General features: G+C 42.0%; 15 protein-coding genes. 3 read left to right on the forward strand and 12 right to left on the reverse strand.

The genetic code is table 11. The features are described from left to right. Positions 1-7: 7 nt before the first annotated feature. The 7 genes from BM043_RS17445 to BM043_RS17475 all read right to left on the reverse strand — a co-directional run bounded on the left by BM043_RS17445 (position 8) and on the right by BM043_RS17475 (position 8,951). Positions 8-616 carry a DapH/DapD/GlmU-related protein gene (locus tag BM043_RS17445; RefSeq protein ID WP_092794012.1) on the reverse strand — a complete coding sequence of 203 codons (609 nt, stop codon included), beginning with the start codon at positions 614-616 and terminating at the stop codon, positions 8-10. Positions 617-667: 51 nt separating this feature from the next. Next, the gene (locus BM043_RS17450; protein WP_092794013.1) at positions 668-1,987 is read right to left on the reverse strand and encodes a UDP-glucose dehydrogenase family protein; all 1,320 of its coding nucleotides are present in this window, start codon (positions 1,985-1,987) and stop codon (positions 668-670) included. Positions 1,988-2,013: 26 nt separating this feature from the next. Further along, positions 2,014-4,578, reverse strand: coding sequence for an SLBB domain-containing protein (locus tag BM043_RS17455; RefSeq protein ID WP_092794040.1), 2,565 nt, complete (start codon positions 4,576-4,578; stop codon positions 2,014-2,016). Between the two features lie 252 nt (positions 4,579-4,830). Beyond that, positions 4,831-5,259 (reverse strand): ArsR family transcriptional regulator, encoded by a 429-nt coding sequence (locus BM043_RS17460; RefSeq protein ID WP_317042391.1) that lies wholly within the window; start codon positions 5,257-5,259, stop codon positions 4,831-4,833. Between the two features lie 191 nt (positions 5,260-5,450). Continuing rightward, complete coding sequence (locus tag BM043_RS17465) at positions 5,451-5,834, reverse strand: hypothetical protein (RefSeq protein ID WP_092794016.1); 384 nt, start codon at positions 5,832-5,834, stop codon at positions 5,451-5,453. Further along, the gene (locus BM043_RS17470) at positions 5,831-8,257 is read right to left on the reverse strand and encodes a penicillin acylase family protein (RefSeq protein ID WP_092794018.1); all 2,427 of its coding nucleotides are present in this window, start codon (positions 8,255-8,257) and stop codon (positions 5,831-5,833) included. Before BM043_RS17470 ends, BM043_RS17465 begins: the two co-directional genes overlap by 4 nt. A gap of 127 nt (positions 8,258-8,384) precedes the next feature. Beyond that, complete coding sequence (locus tag BM043_RS17475) at positions 8,385-8,951, reverse strand: DUF2911 domain-containing protein (RefSeq protein ID WP_092794019.1); 567 nt, start codon at positions 8,949-8,951, stop codon at positions 8,385-8,387. A 209-nt stretch (positions 8,952-9,160) separates the two neighbouring features. On the opposite strand from BM043_RS17475, the gene BM043_RS17480 reads away from it, so the two are divergent. Further along, entirely contained in the window at positions 9,161-10,195 is a 1,035-nt protein-coding gene (locus BM043_RS17480) for an endonuclease/exonuclease/phosphatase family protein (RefSeq protein WP_092794021.1), read from the forward strand. A gap of 57 nt (positions 10,196-10,252) precedes the next feature. On the opposite strand, the gene BM043_RS17485 is transcribed toward BM043_RS17480, so the two are convergent. Next, positions 10,253-12,544 (reverse strand): efflux RND transporter permease subunit, encoded by a 2,292-nt coding sequence (locus BM043_RS17485; protein ID WP_092794022.1) that lies wholly within the window; start codon positions 12,542-12,544, stop codon positions 10,253-10,255. 187 nt (positions 12,545-12,731) lie between these two features. Between BM043_RS17485 and BM043_RS17490 the strand changes: the two genes are divergently transcribed. Continuing rightward, positions 12,732-13,526: a thymidylate synthase gene (locus BM043_RS17490; RefSeq protein WP_092794024.1), complete on the forward strand. Its 795-nt coding sequence runs from the start codon at positions 12,732-12,734 to the stop codon at positions 13,524-13,526. 14 nt (positions 13,527-13,540) lie between these two features. Beyond that, a complete protein-coding gene (locus BM043_RS17495; RefSeq protein ID WP_143189571.1) occupies positions 13,541-13,927 on the forward strand; it encodes a nuclear transport factor 2 family protein in 387 nt (128 codons plus the stop codon). A gap of 30 nt (positions 13,928-13,957) precedes the next feature. Here the strand turns inward: BM043_RS17495 and BM043_RS17500 are convergent, their stop codons facing one another. The 4 genes from BM043_RS17500 to BM043_RS17515 all read right to left on the reverse strand — a co-directional run bounded on the left by BM043_RS17500 (position 13,958) and on the right by BM043_RS17515 (position 19,498). Next, positions 13,958-15,808 (reverse strand): FAD-dependent oxidoreductase, encoded by a 1,851-nt coding sequence (locus BM043_RS17500; RefSeq protein WP_092794026.1) that lies wholly within the window; start codon positions 15,806-15,808, stop codon positions 13,958-13,960. 28 nt (positions 15,809-15,836) lie between these two features. Then, positions 15,837-16,709, reverse strand: coding sequence for an ROK family protein (locus tag BM043_RS17505; protein ID WP_092794028.1), 873 nt, complete (start codon positions 16,707-16,709; stop codon positions 15,837-15,839). Beyond that, entirely contained in the window at positions 16,710-17,843 is a 1,134-nt protein-coding gene (locus BM043_RS17510; protein ID WP_092794029.1) for a glycoside hydrolase family 18 protein, read from the reverse strand. A gap of 89 nt (positions 17,844-17,932) precedes the next feature. Continuing rightward, a complete protein-coding gene (locus tag BM043_RS17515) occupies positions 17,933-19,498 on the reverse strand; it encodes a SusD/RagB family nutrient-binding outer membrane lipoprotein (RefSeq protein WP_092794030.1) in 1,566 nt (521 codons plus the stop codon). Between the last annotated feature and the right edge of the window lie 5 nt (positions 19,499-19,503).

Genomic DNA, 19,503 nt, shown 5'->3' on the forward strand with positions numbered 1-19,503 from the left:
TATTATTTTATTCCTTTGCAGGAACTCCCTTAATAGTTAAAGGGCCAGTATAATCTTTAGTCACCACCGCTCCTGCCCCTACCACCACCTCATCGCCAATTTCAATTCCAGGCAATAAAACTGCTCCCGCACCAATTCGGCACATTTTCCCCACTTTTACTCCTCCCAAAAGTATAGCTCCCGGTCCTATTTCTGTATATTCTCCGATTTCACATTCATGATGAACATGCGCTCTGGTATTCACTAAAACTCCCTTGCCAAGCCTCGCTTCAGGCCCACAAAAAGCAAACTCCATCAAATCTGAGCTTTCAGCAAATAAAGATTGATTAATAGAAGATGAACTTAAAATCGGAATATATTCCCCTGCAAGCTGTTGCAATTTTTCACTTAGATACTTCCTATGAATAGGATTTCCTACTCCAAGACAGAATTGGGGGTCCTTCTGCATAATTTGAGTCAAAACTTCCTCATCAGTGATTACTTTTCCTCCATACGTGAAATGATCCTTTTTCATAACATCCTCATCAAAAAAATAAATGGAATCTGCCGGATAGCCCTTGGCAATCAAAAGTGAGTAAACCTCCAATCCATGTCCTCCAGCTCCAGCGATAATCATTTTTAAAATATAAAATCTCCTCGATCATACACCGAGGAGATTTCATTTTAATTATTTTGATCCGATCCCGTAATGAACAAAACCAAGGGAGTCCAAATATTTTTTGTCATAGATATTACGACCATCAAAAACCACCTTGTTTTTTAGAAGTTTCCCTACTGCATCCCAGCTTGGAATTCTGAACTCCGACCACTCGGTCACCAAAAGCAAGGCATCAGCATCCACACAAGCATCGTATGCGTCCGTGCAGTAGGTGACCTTGTCAAAGATGTAATGCTCCCGCGCTTCTTCCATGGCTTTGGGATCATAAGCTCTTACCTCTGCACCGGCAGCTCTTAATTCATCTATAATCACCGCGGCCGGTGACTCCCTCATATCATCTGTATTCGGTTTGAAACTCAAGCCCCACATGGCAAAGGTTTTTCCAGAAAGGTCATCTCCAAAGTGAGCTTTTACCTTAGCTGCCAAAATATGCTTTTGATCATCATTTACATCCTCTACTGATTGAAGAACACGAAGATTGTAATTGTATTCTCTTGCGGTCCGAATGATGGCTTTCACATCCTTTGGAAAACATGAACCTCCATAACCCACGCCGGGATAAATGAATTTATTTCCTATTCGGGGATCTGATCCGATTCCTTTTCTGACCATATTCGCATTGGCACCGACCCGCTCACACAAGTTGGCGATATCATTCATAAAAGAAATCTTGGTGGCAAGCATTGCATTCGCAGCGTATTTAGTCATCTCGGCAGATGGAATATCCATATAGATAATTCGCTCTCCACTTAGTTGGAAAGGTTTGTATAGACGTTGCATGATTTTCTCGGCACGCTCATCATCTACTCCAATGACAATGCGATCGGGTCTTAGAAAATCCTCCACTGCAGCTCCTTCCTTCAAAAATTCCGGATTGGAAGCTACTGCAAAAGGCAAATCTGAATTTCTTTTAGCCAAAGCTGTTTTAATGGCAGTTCTCACTTTTTCCCCGGTAGTGACCGGTACAGTGCTCTTAGTGGCCACTACGATATAATCAGTCATTTTTTGACCAATTTCATCAGCCACGGATAAAACATATTTTAAATCCGCTGATCCGTCCTCACCGGGAGGTGTCCCTACCGCAATAAAAGCAACCTCCGCACCTTGGATCGCCTCACCCAGATCGGTACTGAAATGTAACCTTCCACTTTTATAATTCCGAACCACGATCTCTTCCAAACCGGGTTCGTAAATAGGCATTATGCCATTTTTAAGTTTTTCAATCTTTTTTGCATCAATATCCACGCAGGTAACTTCGATCCCTACATCTGCAAAACAAGCTCCTGAAACCAGGCCAACGTAGCCTGTTCCTACAACAGCAATTTTCATAAAATTTTAAGTATGTTTTAGTTTATTTATTGGACAAGCCTCTCAATCAATATCCCCAGTGTAGCTAAACTGGAAGCAATTCCAATCCAACCTGCGGCACTCATTCGCTCTCGTTCAGGCTTCTGAGGAACAACAATTTCTGCTCCTGGTTCAATGATCGGATAATTCTTAATTCCCAAAAAGCTCCGAGTCTGGGCTGCATCTCCATTGGCATAAATCACATACGCTTTTGATTTTCTTGCCTTTTCGGTGAATCCACCCGATTTTGAAATGTAATAATTCAAACTTTTCCCTTTTTCAAATCGGGCCGTTGTTGGTAAAAGAACCTCTCCTACCATTCGAACTGTCTGAAGTTGTTTTGGAACCTGAAGGATATCCCCTTCCATCAAAATCAAATCTTCTTCAGATCCAGGATTATTCATAATCGACTCCAAATTGATCCCAACCAAATCTTCTTCTTTCATCCGGGATTTATTCAATTCAGGGTCAAGACTTTCAGATTCTGGAAATACCATTACTTGATCCATTTCCTCCTCCTCTTCAAGCTCTTTTTTTACTTTTTCCTCTTCTATTTCAGCCAGTTTTTTATCAATCCGGTCAAAAAGCATTTTTTCTGCCTCATTGAGATCTCTATTGGTTTCAGGATTCAATCGCTCCCACATTTGACGAAGATTTTCCTCTCTGATCTCATCTTCGGTTTGCCCTTCAAAATAAACGGTTCTCCGAATCAAATTGGCTCCTTTGGGATAGGCAAATACAGATAAACCTCCTGCCCGCTCCACTATATCTGAAATCCGTTCATTGGCATTTTTGATCACAAATTCGCCTGGGTACATCACTTCTCCCCTGACTGAAACGATCTGTTCACGCTCAAAACCAGGACTTCTCCGAATAAATACATGATCAAAAGGACTCAAGGGTAGATTTTTTTCTTCTTCAGAAAGCTCTAAGTTTGGATTAACTGTCAAAGTGGAAATTTCCGCGATTTGTCCGCTTTGAGAATCTCGTACTCTCCGAGCGATTTCTATAGAGCTATTTGCGGCAGATTCTAAAAATCCTCCTGCCCTCAACACTAAATCTCCCACCGTCATTTCTGAGGCAAATGGATAAGTACCCGGAAAATTAATTTCCCCAGTGATTTTCACATAAAACTCCTCCTGAATATCATATCGGCTTGGTATAAAAAGTAAATCCTCATTTTTTAATGTCACATCCTCTGACTCACCTTCCATAATCCCCTGAAGATCCAAAGGGATAGCGCCCAAAGTCAAATCCTCATTGGTTCTATATAAGGTAGCCCGCTGCATAAATGCTTCGGGTCTTAACCCCTCTGCTTTTTCTATCAAGGCTTTAACTGTTAATCCTTCCACCAAAGAAAATTCCCCCTCCCGGTTTACCGACCCAACGACTTGAACTCGGTTCGTATACCGATCCAATACCTCTCCGATCAACACCTCATCCCCATCTTGAAGATTAAATTCATTGAATTGTGCCGAAGAAACATCCATTACCTTCCGCAGACTTTCATCATAACGTCTGATCGTGACACGGTCTTTGAAGGCCATGGACGAAAAACCCCCAGCGAAGGAGAGAAGCTTCTCAATAGATTCTCCCGGTTTAGTTTCAAAATACCCTTCTCTCCTCACTGGACCGACTACCTCTACCCGGGATTGAAACGGTGGGACTATAATCACATCATTATCCTGGAGTGTGATATTACTATTTTGTTCTCCTTTAGTCAAAAAATCATAAATATCCACTGTCGCCTCCAACCGGGAGTTTCGATAGACTTGAATTGTCCGGAAAGCGCCGTTTTCATTAGGACCTCCAGCAGCATAAAGTGCATTAAATACTGTCGCAAAAGAGGGTAAAGTATAGGTTCCTGGTTTGGTTAGCTCTCCGACCATCGATACTTTGATTGAGCGGATATTTCCCAACCTTACTTGCATAAATGTATTTGGTGAACTGCCTAAAAGTCCCGAGTAAATGCGTCCCAAACTACTTTTGAGTCGGGAAGTAGCTGCTTCCACGCTTGATCCGCCAACTGAAACAGGTCCTACATTTGGCACAAAAATTCGCCCCTCTGGACTTACTGTTAAATCATAGGACTGCTGTGAAGCCCCATAGATGTCGATCAGAAGCTGATCACCAGGACCAATAACATAAGAAAGCGGTGTGGGAATATTTAGACTGGGACTGAAATCCAGCTGTCTATTGTGAAATAGCTTAAATCCAAATATTTTCTTTTGTTCTGGGCTTAAGTCAAAATACGGATCAGATTTTCTTAAAGAGTCAAATATCTCATTGGAAGTTTCCATTTCAAAAGTACGTCCTGTACCTTCTTGAGCAGTCGTTTGTTGGGTAGTATTTCCTCCTGACAAAAATTCATTAATTCTCCTTCCCAGTTTGGAAGCTTCTGAGGGAGGCATTCCCCGCTCCTGAGCCAAGGCAACGATTTGAGTGGGATTGATACCATTGGATTCTGCCCGCTGGATCAACTGTCCAATTTGTGCATTGGATAAATCGTCAACCCGCACATTTTGGATATCAGATAAACTCTGTGCCCAAAGCCCAAGGGATATAATTGTCAAACATGCAGTAAGCCAAGCAGCTTTCCATTTGCTCTGCTTACGGATTGATAAAATGGCTAAAATAAAACGTTTCAAGGATGAAAATAGCTTTGATTGTGCAAGTTAAAACTTTTGGTCAATTACTTAGTTTATAAGATCATGAAGGAAAAGAGCTAAGAGTATAAAGTTTGATCTATCTCCAAATTCATACAGCTTCGCCCTTTCAGTCCCAATAGGACCTAGCAACTCAAATAAACGAAGGATTGAAGGCAATTAGATGCCGACAGTTTTGTCAAATAACACCAAGCCGGATGATTCCAATCGAACAGACCTGAAAGTAAATATCACCTTTCTATTGATCAATTCCTCTATTCTCTTGGTCAGACCTTTAATGTATTCATGATTCAAATCATCCCCTACCACGACCACATCGATTTTACCTGAATCCACCCCACGGGAAAGGTCTCCGACGAGCAAAACTTGCTCTACCTCACCCATTCGCTCTAAAATCTGCTCCAAAAGCATATCTAAGCCAAGGTATTTCCTGATAATGTCTCTGATGTTGGTAAAGAATGGATGATGGGTGTTTGCCTGATAGGCGATTTTATTTTTATCGGAATGCTTTAACAAAATCCCTGCCTGAGTCAAATTATTAAGTTCTTTTCTAATCGCATTGGTAGATTCACCAAATTCATCAGCCAAACCCCTCAAATGGCTTTGATTGCGATCATTCACAAAAAACTTAACAAGAAGTCGTAGACGAGTCTTTGATGTGATTAAGGATTCCAGCATTAAAAATCACCTTTCAGAAGTGAGTAACAAAGGTACTCATTCGCAAGAAGTGACAAAATCTTTTTCTTCTAATTTGAGTTAAATTTTTTCGCCTCAAAATCCTAATAAGAAACCGGTCCTCGGTAGATATCTCTTTGTTCTCGATGAAATATTTTCCGAAGCAAATTACCCGCTAAACCTGAAAATGAGCCAAGTAAAAACCCTAAAACACCGGTTAAAATCAGCATCATAACACCTGATCCAACCCCAAAGATTCCGGCCATTTTATCGGACAAATCGCTTCCGGTCGAAAGGCTAATATACAACCCTTGGCCCATCCAGGCCCACCCCATTCCCAAGCCTCCAGCAAAGAAAGAAATGAGGTTTCCAGATTTCATGACAAACCCCAAAATGAAAATCAAGATCATCACCCCCCAATAAGGAATCCAAGGATTGACTAGCACGACAAGCAAAACTGTTAGAAAAAAGAATCCTAGAAATTTCATTTCGACGGTGTTAATTGTGTAGTAAATAAAACTGAATCCAAATCGCCTTCACTCCGCAAATCAAAATTAAGGTATTCGCCATTTGCCCATTTAGGGATAAAGTTTTGATAAAAGCGACTTCCGGGATTTCCGGACTGTCCACCGGGATAAATTCCGATTGCTTTGACCTCCTCACCGAGTTCCACGATCATCCGCCAGCTCGCACCATGGCCTTTACTAGTAGCATTTACTATTCCTCTACCACCTCCGGTATAGATGTTTTTTACTGAAAACGATTCAAATTGAGGAACCAAGTGGTTTATCGTAGTCTGCTTATAATTTGCCCAGGAATAATCTCCCTCTTCGGATTCCCATTTCCTCATCTGATTTACCATTTCCTCAAATCCCTTTTTAACATGGTCTGCAGCCGATTCCACCTGAGGTGTTTCCTTATGGTCAAAAAGCTCAAATTCAGGTTCTCGAAGAATTAACTTGCTCGTTTGATAATTATTAGGCAGGACAATTGGACTTTTAGAATTGGATAAATTCTTCCATAGTTCTACATAGGTTTTGTTCCACCAGGTGATAAATAAAGATGGCGCCTTCTGATTTGGATCCGCATAAAAGTCCCATTCCCTTAGCTCAGACAGGTATTTTTCGGCTTGCTCACTTTTTTCATAATTCTCTCCCAGCAAATCCAGCATTACGGGAAGGGCTTCTGAGGCATGAAGGTAATAATCATCAAACTGCAATTTCATCATGTCCTCCATGGTAATCTGATCCATAGATTCTAGCTCAGCAATGATCCTCCGGTTTCGATAGTGCTCATAGGTGTGATCAAAAACATAATATGGGTATAGTGAATCAACAGGATGCTGATTTGCTGAAGATACAAAGCCTCGCTCGGGATTTAGGGTTGCAGGATTATGATCGTTTGGAATGTACGCTTCCCATTCCATAGCGGGGTCTTCCCCATTCATGAAAAACTTGCCTTGGCCCTCCCATTTAAGCGGAAATTTACCTTGAATTCGCATGGCAATATCTCCCTCCTGAGAGGCAAAAGCGAAGTTTTGAGCCGGGGCGACATAATGATCTAAAGCATCTAGGTAATCACCATGATTTTTGCTTTGATTGAGGAGCAAAAACGTTTTCTGCTCATTGGATCCTTGATGAAGAGTCCACTTCAACGCAAAGTTTGTATCCTGCCGGTCTCCTCTAAAACTTCGATCATAGACCACTGGCCCGTAGTGGGTATAAATGACTGTATCCACAAAGGGCTTCTTTTCACCTTTTATTTTGATCTCTTCTAGCCGAACCTCCGCATCTCTCCACTCATCCCCATAGCGATAAGCGGATCTTGATTGATCCTTAAAGGTAACCTTGTACCAATCCCTAGCATCCTTTGTCGCATTGGTTACGCCCCAGGCTATCCACTCATTAAATCCCGAGATTATTCCCAAGGCTCCAGGCAAACTAGCTCCTTTCACGGTATATGCAGGAGTACTTAGCTGCATGGAGTACCAAATAGAAGGTAAATTCAACCCTAAGTGGGGGTCATTGGCCAAAATCGGATTTCCACTTTTGGTTTTCGAACCCGAAACCGCCCAGTTATTTGAGCCGATTCCTTCCTCTGGTTGGGGAAGCGGATCTAGAAGCAACTCATCATCCGGATATCGGATTGAGTCGGGCTTTTCTACCGTGAGCGGTTCAAATCCCCAGACTTTCCCTGACTCAATTACCGGATAAACCTCCTCCGGATATTCTGGAAAAAGCTTATTCAATAGTTCATCTCCCAAGATTTTTCTCAGATTGGTATATTCCAAATCCCGATCCCCAACCAACATGTCAGTCATATACTTGAGTAGCAATAAAGATTTGGATGGAGTCCAAGGTTCAGGACGGTAATTGAGAATTTTATATTCTAGTGGTAGGCTCGCCTGATCCAGACTTTCGATGTATTCATTTACTCCCTCGGCGTAGGCCTCCAGATAACTGAGGGTTTCGGGATCATTTTCTATCAAAAACTTCATCCCCATTTCGGATCCATAGCCCAAACCTTTTCGTCGGGTCATTCGATCCAATTCCAAGGCTACTTCTCCGACGAGTTCAGAAATCCTACCGGCAGCGGCCATCGTCTGAAACTCCATCTGCCAAAGGCGATGTTGAGCAGTCACATATCCTTGGGCCCGATACAAATCCAGCTCATTTTCTGCAAAAATATGAGGGATCAAATTTTCATCATACCGGATAGAAACCGGTGCTGAAAGCCCTTCAATCTCAATTTCCTCGCGAGCCAAATCATCTTCACTATAAGAATTTTGCCAAAATCCGTGACTCGGATCCAGCAATAGCCCCAATGGTGGCACAGGCCCCATCTGAATCGCGGATAAATATCCGAGACCAATGGCAATAAAGGATACCGCAAAAAAGCTGAAATACTTCATAAATTAAGATTGGGTATAAAAGCGAAATTAACTGAAAGTTTCAATTTCCCTCAATTGGCGGAATTGAATCATAAAAAAAAGCCTTTGGTCAAATAAACCAAAGGCCAAACTTATATTTCAATCATCGCTATTGGATGGTAATAGGTAATTTTAATTTTTCCCATCTGATCACCAAACCCGGATTTTCTATATCAATGGAAAGCCTTTCCTGAACAGCTTCTTCCCATTCGGGACTGACTTCTACTCTCAATACATCATTTTTTTCATCATATTGAAAATGACCATGTTCCAAATCCCAATCTGAATTAAAGATCACCGTCCAGGTTCCTGAGGATTTGGGAATCGTAAACAAGGAATATTTTCCCGGGGCAATAGATTGGCCCTCTACGGTCATTTCCTCGACTATTTCCACAAATGTTGCCTCATTTGCTCCTGTTCGCCAAACCACATCATAAGGGACTAAATCACCCCATATCGTCCGGTCTTTTACTGCCGGAGACCCGTATTGGACTCGGAAATCCTTTCCGTTTATTTCTCCACTTTTGACTTCTAATGGGCTCGGGCGGTCATTTTCTTCAGTTTCCTGGCTTTCTTCCATGGAGACATTTTCCTCAGAAGAATCTGTTTTGGAAGAACAGCCCCAACCTGCCGAAATCAAAAGTGCACTCATGGAAATTAAAACAATTCTTTTCATAGTAGTAGCTTTAGACTGGAAATAAACTAATAATGTGCCAACCTTCAAAATTGAGGCGATTCAAAGTTTTTGAATTTCTTCAATTCATTATTCAAAGGATTTCTTTTTCAGATTTCCTTTTGCTTCTTTACGTAAAGTTCATCGATTTGGATTAATAATTGTACCAGTAGTCCAAATTCCATGGACCTCTCTTAAGCCTATTCTATTACATGAAATACATCATTGGGTTTGTTTTCATCTGTACACTTTTGGTTTTTGGAAGCGTTTACGTTTCACCCGAAGACTTTCCATACGTAGGCTTACTCCCCTTTTTCATACCCGTATTTTATCTACTCAATCTTTTTCTGTTCTTCCTTTTGATTCTCTCTTGGAAAAGAACTGCTTTTCTCCCGCTCATCGTGTTGATTTTGGGATATCGCTTTGTAGTGATCACCTTTCAAACCCATCCTATCGACGAAAATCCAGAGGGGTTGCGCGTGCTAACTTATAATTCACATCTCTTCGATTACAAAACCCGAACTGAAGGAAAATTTGATCCAAGTGTCTACACGTGGTTACAGGAATTTCCTGCCGAAATCAAAGTTTTTCAGGAGTTTTACCAGGATTACACGACCCCTTCCCGCAATTCCATAAAGATCTTAGGCCAAGACACTGATATGGAATATTCCTATCAAATCATCGAAGGAGTTGCCAAAAGGAGATCCTATGGTATGGCAATTTTTTCAAAATACCCCATAATAAACGAGGGAAAAATCTTTGACAATAACCGGGCGAATGGAGCGATTTTCGCCGATATAATTTACCAATCCGATACCATCCGCATTTACAATGTCCATTTGGAATCCATGCAGATCAACTCAGAAACACTCGAGAATATTGATGGGGTAAAAGAAAACTACAGACAAACACTCGGAAAACTCCACCGTGGAAGCCTTGCCCGAAGCAACCAATTAAACCTTCTGGAAGATCATCTTTCCAACAGCCCTCATCCGGTCATTATTATGGGCGATTTTAATGAACTTCCTTATTCCAATACTTATTTCAGACTGAGCAAAAATTATGTCAATGCCTTCGAAAAAGCCGGGAATGGCTTTGGTTTTACCTACAACAGAATTCTGTTTTTCCTCAGAATTGATCATATTTTCTCAAGTCCATCTCTGAAACCCATTCAGTTCAAAACCCACCGAGAGGTCGATTACAGCGATCACTATCCGATTTCAGCGACATTTGAGTTTTCGAAGTAATCTGTCTTGAGGAACAGAATGATGATTGATTTTTCAGAAATTTCGGGTTTAAAGAATCTACCCTTGATTTTTTTGCTTCGAACTTATAATCTTTTTCATTGGCAAAAGTAAAACCGGCAGCAAAATCAAATCTGCCAAAAGGGCAAATAATAAGGCCGAGGAAATTAACAATCCGGTGTAAAAGGTCACTCCAAATTGACTGAAAATCAACATCGCAAATCCTAATACCAAGACTACACTAGTCAAAATAATCGCTTTTCCTGTTTCCAAAAAAGTCCTTTTAATGGCATAAAAAAGACTTTTCCCCTTGGCCAATTCCATCTTTAACCTACTCATAAAATGGATACTGTCATCTACCGCTATCCCAAAGGCCACGGTAAAAAGAATGGCTGTCGTCAGCTTAAATTCCACTCCGAGGAAATACATCAGACCCAACATCCAGATCAAAGGAATCACATTGGGAATCAACAAAATCAGGGAAATTCGCCACGAACGAAACAGATAGCCTGCAATTGCGCCTACCAAGAGAAATGCCAAACCCAGCCCCCTTGCCATTTGCCATGTAACGGACTCGTGTCCTTTATCAATCAAAAAAGAGGTCCCGGTCCAGCGTAGTTCCAAAAGCTCACCGTCAATTTCTTCTTCAACAAAAGCCTCAAACTCTTTTCTGATTTCACCCATTCGATTACTCCCCAAATCGGCGGTTCGGGCACTGATTCTACCTTCCCTATTGTTATTCTGCAGCACCTGTCTTTTATCCTTTTCCGGCAGTCTGGAAAGGATTCGCTCCAATCGCGCAAATTGGCCTCTACTTGGTAAGGAATAAGCTTTTTCATCTCCTTGATTTTGGGCCTGATTCAGGGTTTTCACCAGCGAATTTGGAGATAGAATGGTTAAAGAACCCAATTGCTTTTCAAGGTGATTCTCGACAGCGTCGATCTCTTTTAGTACTTCATAATCCAACAGACTTTTGCTGCTATCTTTCACTGAAATGTAAATTTCCAATGGATTTGAACCTCTAAACCCTTGGTCGAAATATTGGAAATTTTCTTGAATAGGATGATCTGAAGGCAAGTTATCCAATAGAAATCCGTTGATTTTTAACTTTGAACCTAAAACCAAGGAACTTACCGAAATTAAAAAGAATACGATCAGGATCGTTTTTCTATTCGTCAAGACCAATCTGAAAAACGGGGTCAATGACAATTGATTTTTCCGAGTGAATGGTTGAATTTTCCATTTCGAACCCAAAAGAGAAAGTAAACCAGGTAAGAATAAGAAAATCGCAAAAAACATCAGCAATACCCCGATTCCTGTGCTTAATCCAAAGTTTTTTAGTGCAGGAACGGTGGTGAAATAAAGTGATAAAAATCCCAAAGAAGTGGTCAAAAAAGTCAGCCAAACGGGAGTGGTAAGTTCCTCGAAAGTTATTTTGATCGCTTTTTGAAATCCAATTTCTTTTTTTAAAAAATTGATAAAATGAGTCAATAAATGGATACAGGCACTTAATCCCACGATCAAAAAAATCGTGGGCTGCATGATGGACATTAGCGCAAGCTTTTGACCCATCAATAAAATCACAGCAAAAGCCAAAAGCATTCCCAGTAAAATAACCGTCACACTACTGATTATGATCCAGAGTTTCCGGTAAATCAGGGACAATAAAAGAATGATCAACCCGATGGAAAGCCCCAAAAATAGCCCGAACTCTTTTTGCATCAATTCCACAAAATCCCCCTGCGTTTGGATTTTGCCTGCAACAGCAATGGGTTTGACCTCAAACCGATCAAAAGCAGCCAATATTTCATCATACAAGCGATCTCCTGCTTCCTTACTGAGAGAAGGTTGATTTCTGATCAGAAGCAAAAAACTATCCCCGTTTTCAGAAATTAATTTTCCGCGGTATTCTTCCAAATCTCCTTGCAATCTCAGACCCTCTTCTTCATCCTGAACAATCAAGGGACGGAAACTTACTCCAAAGGCACCGATTCGGGGAATCTGAACCGAGAAAACCGAAAATACCGAATCCACCCCTTCCAATTCTTGAATTTCATCGGAGAGTTTCACAAAGCGCTTAATAGATTCCTCATCTTCCCAGAAGTCCGAATCGGATGAAAAAGCCGTCAGTAGATAGTCATTATCCGAACCGAATTTCTCTTTGTATTCATTGTAGAAAGTCAAATCTTCATCTTGCTGAGCAAAAAACTGCTCAAAATCATAGTCAAAAACGGGAGTCGGTCTCAAGGCCAACAAGACTAAAAAAAGTGCCAACCCAAACCATAGTTTATTTCTAATGGCTGATTTGCCGTAGTCAAATAAGAAGAATGGGCGTTGTTGGTTAGGCTTCACTTAATAGTTAAGTAATTCGGATGTGCTTTGGTTTATTTTTTTCTGTTTTTCTGATCAAGAATTGAAGATGAAAGTGGCTCCGAAAATCAGAGAAACAAACTTCTTTTTACTTCATTAATGAAAACTCAATTTCTGAAAATCAAGGGAAGATAGTATCTTGTCGATCATATTAAAAACATACTTTCCGATGAAGCAATACCATGACCTGATGCAGAAGATTTTAGACGAGGGAGTCCAAAAATCAGATCGAACGGGGACCGGAACACTTAGTATTTTTGGGCATCAGTTGCGATTTGATCTTTCTGAAGGATTTCCGGTAGTCACGACCAAAAAATTACACCTTCGGTCTATCATCATTGAGCTCTTGTGGTTTCTTCGGGGAGAATCCAATATTTCTTATTTAAAGGACAACAAAGTTTCCATCTGGGATGAATGGGCCGACGAAAATGGAGATTTGGGTCCGGTCTATGGGTATCAGTGGAGACATTGGCCGGATGGAAAAGGCGGCGAAATCGATCAGATTAAAAATCTTATTCATCAGATCAAAACCAAACCCGATAGCAGAAGGCATATTGTGAGTGCGTGGAATGTGGCTGACGTGGACAATATGGCCTTGCCACCCTGCCATACGATTTTCCAGTTTTATGTGGCTGAGGGAAAACTTTCCTGCCAGCTTTATCAGCGAAGTGCCGATATTTTCTTGGGAGTGCCTTTCAATATCGCTTCCTATGCGCTTTTTACCATGATGATTGCGCAGGTTTGTGATCTTGAACCGGGTGATTTCATTCACACTTTTGGTGATGCACATTTGTATCTCAATCATTTAGATCAGGCAAAATTGCAACTCAGCCGTGATTTCAGGCCTTTGCCTCAGATGAAAATCAATCCGGCGGTGAAGAATATTTTTGATTTCAACTACGAAGACTTTGAGTTGGTCGGATATGATCCACACCCGCATATCAAAGCTCCCGTCGCGGTGTAAAAAATAGCAAGCTCATGATGACTTTGGATGATAAAAAGTCGCTAATAAACCGATATCTACAAGCATATAATGCCCTTCGGGTCAGGGAAATGATCGATTGCTTGGATGTTGAAATTATTTTTGAAAACTATCAAGCTGATCAACTCACCCACCAAATCAAGGGAATCGATGGCTTTGAAAAACAGGCAACGGAAGCCTTGGCCTATTTTTCAGAACGAAATCAACGGATCCTCCACTGGGAAGAAAAAACGGACTGCCTTGAGGTTAAAATAGCATTTCGGGCTACTGCCGCCCAGGATTTACCCAATGGAATAAAAAAGGGACAAGAAATCCAATTTGAAGGTCAATCGACTTTTTATTTTACGGATCAAAAAATCTCTAAAATCATAGACCGAAGTTGATTTCAAGGCAAAAATCTGACTTCAACTCAATCAGTTTTGAAAGGTTCCATCCCAATCTATTTCCTTATCAAACGGATTTAAAAGTTCATCCAAAATCACCGAAACCTCTCTGCGAGTTAATAAATGGTCGGTATTAAATTCTCCAGTCAGACCACTTCTTTTCCAAACTTGCGCGATTTCTAGAAGTGGTGTATTTTCCTTGACCATTTCCAATAACTCTTGAAATCGAGCCCCAGTCAGGTATTCACCCGAAGCTCCCCAGAAATCCTTGAATTCGGGATAAATTGACCGCAGCCCCTCCACAAGTTCAAACTCAGTCACTTTATTCTCCGGGTAAAACCACGTTTGATTTGCCCAGAGATAAGGCACTCCTACCCCTTTCAATATCCCAGTTGCACCGATTCGCTGTATGGCTTGAAAATGCTTATCCGAAGGATTGACATCAATGTAGGGCATCAAATAGGCATTCTGCGAAAGCAATACTTGTTGAACTTCCCGAATCGAAACTTCAGATAACTCCTTACCCGATTTCGATGCTACAGCTGCCAAAGTTCCAGCAGCTTGACCGATTCCCAACACGACGGGTTGAAGTCGGGAGGCACCATTGACAATATTGGAAACGGAAATGCTTTTCTCCGCCAAAATCAACCCAGGATGATCTTGAGGGATCAGTGCTCCGAGCGGCACATTGTAGGAAGGCACCCGGATTTTGATAAAATCTATCGCCGGAGCATCCGGACGTTCTTTATGATGGTGGTCAATGGTATAATCGCCAACCGCAATTCCTGTTCGATACAGCGGACTCGGTGCTTCAAAAGGTTCCCGTACATAAGGCAAGGTAAAATCCACCAATCCTCTGAAGCGTCGAGACTCCCGGTGATATGGAATCATGGGAAGCCCATCTTCCGTAGGGTATTCATCTTCCACAATTCCAAGATGGTTATAGCCCAATTCCTGCTGGATGTAATAGATAAATCGAAGACTTTTTTGCTTGGCCTTTTCCAATTCAATTTTTCGCTTCTCGGGACTCAACTCGACCAGATTTACGTAATAATCATTCCCGCAATTCGGCCAATTGATCATGTATTTTCCGTTGGGAAGTTTACCATAATCGATCATTTTATCACAATCCAGCGTAGGATCCTTGTCTGTGATCGGGTCTGCATGGGCACAGGCACAGGCAAACTCGGCCGGATCGTAATTTTCAGGCTTCGCAATTGTCTTGTCTTGCCCTTTTCCAAAATCTTGTAACGTAACCACGTAGGTTAAATCCTGAATAATATCGTTTCCCATTTCGGGAGCAAAGAATTCTCCGATTTCCGTTCGGGAGTCCATTCCTAGGCGATAAGGAAGTCCTTGCGAAGCAGCCACATCACCGAGTTCGGTGGCATCAATCAATACAGGTGCTACAACAGTTTTGGTTTTTCCATCGACCGAATAAACCACAGTCCAAATCCGATTTTCATAATTTACTTTTTGCCAATCACTCTGCAAGGAAACCGTCAAATGGGGTATATCAGCGGCAATGGATCGAAAAATCTGGTTTCCCACTTTAGGTTCGAATAGGGTATTGCTCACCCATCCGGTCGAAAGAGCCTCTTGCGAACCATAATGCGCAATTAAGCTATCCCGAAACTCTCCCCAAATCCCAGAGGGTAAGCGATGATTCCCGTCTATGGCGGAAACCCCTGCTGCGGTCAGCATTCCTCCCAGCCATTCGGTAGGCTCGATAATCAGCGTTTTGGCACCCAATCTTCCAGCGGTAATTCCCGCCGAGGTCCCGCTCGCACCACCTCCTACGACAATGACATCATAGCTTTCCTGAGCAAAACTTGATGTGAATAAAAGGGCGAGAAAAAAGGTGAAATAATTCTTTTTCATGGTTGAGTTGAATCTAGGGTAAATCAAACTAAGTCTGTATGGACTTCATTTTTTCCTGATGGGAAATGGCAGCTCCGATCAAAGCGGCATGCTCCTCGAGTTCAGATCTGATAATTGGAATTGAAACTTGACGGTGCTCCAAAAAGTCTCTGACAAAGGGGACAAATTCCGACGAAGCAAGGCTAATTTTTCCTCCCAAAATCAACACTTGAGTTTGCAGTCTGATCAAATACGGAAATAAAAATTCTCCAAGATTTTTTCCGAACTCAGCAAAAATCAATTTTCGGATCTCGGAACTTATTTCTTCATTCAATAAATCCTTCACTCCTTTTATCTTCAGCCGGTAGTTTTGCTCGGCATAGTTTACAAACCAGGCCGTACCCAAATAATCCTCGGCAATTCCATCTTTAAAGGGAGCTCGCCAAAGTTGGGCGTCTTTCACCACTTCCTCCACCTGAATCGCTGAGCCCAAACCAGTGCCCAAGGTCAGGCCGATTGAATTGGAAAATGATCTACCGGCCCCTACTTGACTTTCTCCAATCAAAAATGCCTCCGCATCATTGGTAAATGAAATCGCCTGAGGAGAGATCCCCAGAGAATCGGCCAAAAGGTCACAGATAGAGCAGCCAAATAAGGTCTTCATTTTACCCTGATCATGGATCATGGAAATCCCCTGATCATAATCGAATGGTCCGGGCATGGCTATGGCAATCTGAGAAGTTTTAGAGTATTCTTTGACCGACTGAATCACCTGAGACCAAGTATCAATGATGGACTTGGCATCTGAAAATGTATCGACATTTCGATCCACCAATTCACCGATTTCGACTTGATCTTCAACTCGGCTGACTGAAGCGGCAGCGATATGTGACCCTCCGATATCTACTCCGATAATCTCCATTTACTCTTGAGCGTTTGGCTTCAGTTCTTCATTAATCACCTCCAGCAACTGTCCAGTATTATCTTCCGAAAGCTCCCAAAACATGGTGCCTGCGAGATTATTCTTTTTGACAAAATCCATTTTAGCTTTCATAGACTCAGGATCTTCAAATGTAATCCAAGTAGAATCCTTCTCAGAATAAAGATAGGGAGCCGCTGCTTTTTCATCCCAAAATCGATCGTAAGCCGAAGTTTTCGTCAAGGCATAAACTTGGTGATAAGGCAGACCCATTTTGAATTTTCCTTTTTGAAAAAGCCCATTTCCGACAGGATCTACATTTTCCCACATTCTACCGTAAAAAGGCACACCCAGAACGATTTTTTCGGCAGGCACACCAAATTCTATGTGTTCATTCACCGTAGTTTGAGCAGACCTTCCTTTTGCCCCGTTGGGGAAAAGATTGGCATGATGGCCGGTTACATTATCTCCAGCCGTATAAAAATCATACGCCATGATATTGATGAAATCCAAGTATTTCTGGGCTTCACCCAGATCGTTTTCTTCCAGATATCTTCGAAATCCACCCGATGCGATGGTCGTGAGATAATGTTTATCGTGCAGATTGCCGAGGGAATCAAGCGATTCTCTGAAACTCTTGAGCATGGCAATAAAATTCTCCTTATCCTCGGGCCGATAGGGATTATTATCCCCCGGAATGCTCGGATATTCCCAGTCAAAGTCCAATCCGTCCAGCTGATGCTTGATCAAAAAATCAACCCCCGATTTGGTCAGCTGATCGATTCCCTCTTGAGTCAAAACCGCATCGGAAAACCCTTTGGAGTGGGTCCATCCACCGATCGACACCAGCACTTTGAGATCTGGATTTCTGGATTTGAGTTGATTGAGGGTAATGAAATTCAATGAATCCCGCTCTCGATTCTCTCCGATATATTCCACTTTTCCATCAGCTACATCGGCAAAAGCATAATTGATATGGGTTAATTTTTCGGCAGGAATCTTCTTTGGATTGATATTTTTCCATCCAGCGACATAGCCGACTACATGGTAATTCTTAGTCGGTGGGATTACCTTTTCTTCGGATTTTTTACATCCAATGAATACCAGTAGGACAAGAGCAAATAAAATGTTTTTCATAGAAATGGGGCTTAGCGGCATAAAGTTAAAAAAAGACAGAGGTTTTGAAATCAATCAAAACCTCTGTCCGGCATTAAATTAACGGAAAATTAATTTCCTCCGTCCCACCACATTCTCGTGGCAAAGCTATCGCCTCCCATTCGGGAAACGGCAGCTTGGTAATTTTCGGGATTGGAACCGATCTCATTTTCCCAGTATCTCAATCTCCTTGGGATAAAATTGCCCTCAAAGGCATTGGGATCCTCAGTTGGAGCCAATTCTGGATAACCTGTTCTTCTCCAGTTGGACCAGGCTTCGATGGCATTTAAGAAATTGGCTGCCCAGTATTCCTCACCGATTAATCGAAGTTTGTCCTCATTGGAAGCAGAACCAAATCCTCTACCGGCAATGTATGCGGCAGTTTCTTGAGCATCCACCGTAAAATCAGCGTCGAAATAGACCCAAGAATTGATCGCAGCTGCTACACCATTGGAGAAATGGGTTTCTGCATCTGAAGAAATCCAGCCTTTTACCGCTGCCTCAGCTCTCATGAGCTCCACCTCAGCATAGGAAATCAAGTAATAGGGATCTTCCCAATCCAAATATTTGAGATTAAGCATGGAGAAATTTCGCTGAACGATAGAGAAACCATCTAAGGTACCCTCGGGAACCACCTCTCCAATATTGGTCGAAGTGTAGCCATTTGGCATTCCAATCTGTGCGTCTGGATCAGTAATCCAAGTAGATGCATTCTCAGGATCACCAACTCCTCCTGTTAAGATCATCTTGCGAGGATCATTGTTGGCATTCATCCAGTCCATCATCGTCGCAGAAATTTTGCAATCTCTTGAATATTTATAAGTGTTCCAATAGCCGTCATTAAGGCCGTTTCTGTTTACACCCTGTGGTCCGGAATCATATTGGATAAAAGCAATATCTTCATTGGAAGTAAAAGCACCACTGCTATTGGCTTCGGTAAAGACCTGCTGAGCAGTTGTGGGGTCCACATTACTCATTCGCATGGCGATTCGCATCAAAAGCGCATTGGTGAACTTTCTCCATTTGCTGATATCACCTCCATAAAGAAAATCCTGAGCTCCCAATGAATTGGCAGATTCCGAAAAACGATCTCTTGCCGCTCTCAGATCTGCGATCATGGCAGTATAGATTTCCTCTTGACTATCGTAAGCTGGGAACCAGTTCTCTTCTCCTTCCAAGCCTCTTCCAGCCTGGAAATAAGGAATATCCCCGTAGATATCGGTCATCCGATGCAGGTCAAAAACCCGAAGTACAGTTGCTGCAGCGTTGAGATTTGCCTGTGCAGGATCTCCGTCGGTTCGGGTAATGACATGCGTCAATAATCTGACCACTCCTGTATAATGGGTTTGCATATAGGCACCGGAATACTGGGCATTATAGAAGTACTTATCCCCGCTGAAGTATCCAGCAGTAGATGCAGTTTGCTGCACCATCGTAGATGCATACAGCATAGCTATTCTGGTATTTTCATACTCTCCCCCTATCGCCAAAGTAGCTCTGGAGAACAAGTAAGACATATCAATATCGGTGGCAGAGTTTTGATCAATGTTCAGGTCCAAAAGCTCTGACTCACTACAGGAGGCAAAAGTCAGCGAACCTGCCATTAACATCACTGCCAGTTTATTTGAAATTTTCATAGTTC

The sequence above is a fragment of the Algoriphagus hitonicola genome, assembly GCF_900113375.1.
Taxonomy (GTDB): Bacteria; Bacteroidota; Bacteroidia; order Cytophagales; family Cyclobacteriaceae; genus Algoriphagus; species Algoriphagus hitonicola.

Excerpts from the sequence above, each read along its gene's own strand:
- BM043_RS17445 (WP_092794012.1), bottom strand. The coding sequence starts at position 616 with ATGATTATCGCTGGAGCTGGAGGACATGGATTGGAGGTTTACTCACTT.
- BM043_RS17450 (WP_092794013.1), bottom strand. The coding sequence starts at position 1,987 with ATGAAAATTGCTGTTGTAGGAACAGGCTACGTTGGCCTGGTTTCAGGA.
- BM043_RS17465 (WP_092794016.1), bottom strand. The coding sequence starts at position 5,834 with ATGAAATTTCTAGGATTCTTTTTTCTAACAGTTTTGCTTGTCGTGCTA.
- BM043_RS17470 (WP_092794018.1), bottom strand. The coding sequence starts at position 8,257 with ATGAAGTATTTCAGCTTTTTTGCGGTATCCTTTATTGCCATTGGTCTC.
- BM043_RS17475 (WP_092794019.1), bottom strand. The coding sequence starts at position 8,951 with ATGAAAAGAATTGTTTTAATTTCCATGAGTGCACTTTTGATTTCGGCA.
- BM043_RS17480 (WP_092794021.1), top strand. The coding sequence starts at position 9,161 with ATGAAATACATCATTGGGTTTGTTTTCATCTGTACACTTTTGGTTTTT.
- BM043_RS17490 (WP_092794024.1), top strand. The coding sequence starts at position 12,732 with ATGAAGCAATACCATGACCTGATGCAGAAGATTTTAGACGAGGGAGTC.
- BM043_RS17495 (WP_143189571.1), top strand. The coding sequence starts at position 13,541 with ATGATGACTTTGGATGATAAAAAGTCGCTAATAAACCGATATCTACAA.
- BM043_RS17500 (WP_092794026.1), bottom strand. The coding sequence starts at position 15,808 with ATGAAAAAGAATTATTTCACCTTTTTTCTCGCCCTTTTATTCACATCA.
- BM043_RS17505 (WP_092794028.1), bottom strand. The coding sequence starts at position 16,709 with ATGGAGATTATCGGAGTAGATATCGGAGGGTCACATATCGCTGCCGCT.
- BM043_RS17510 (WP_092794029.1), bottom strand. The coding sequence starts at position 17,843 with ATGAAAAACATTTTATTTGCTCTTGTCCTACTGGTATTCATTGGATGT.
- BM043_RS17515 (WP_092794030.1), bottom strand. The coding sequence starts at position 19,498 with ATGAAAATTTCAAATAAACTGGCAGTGATGTTAATGGCAGGTTCGCTG.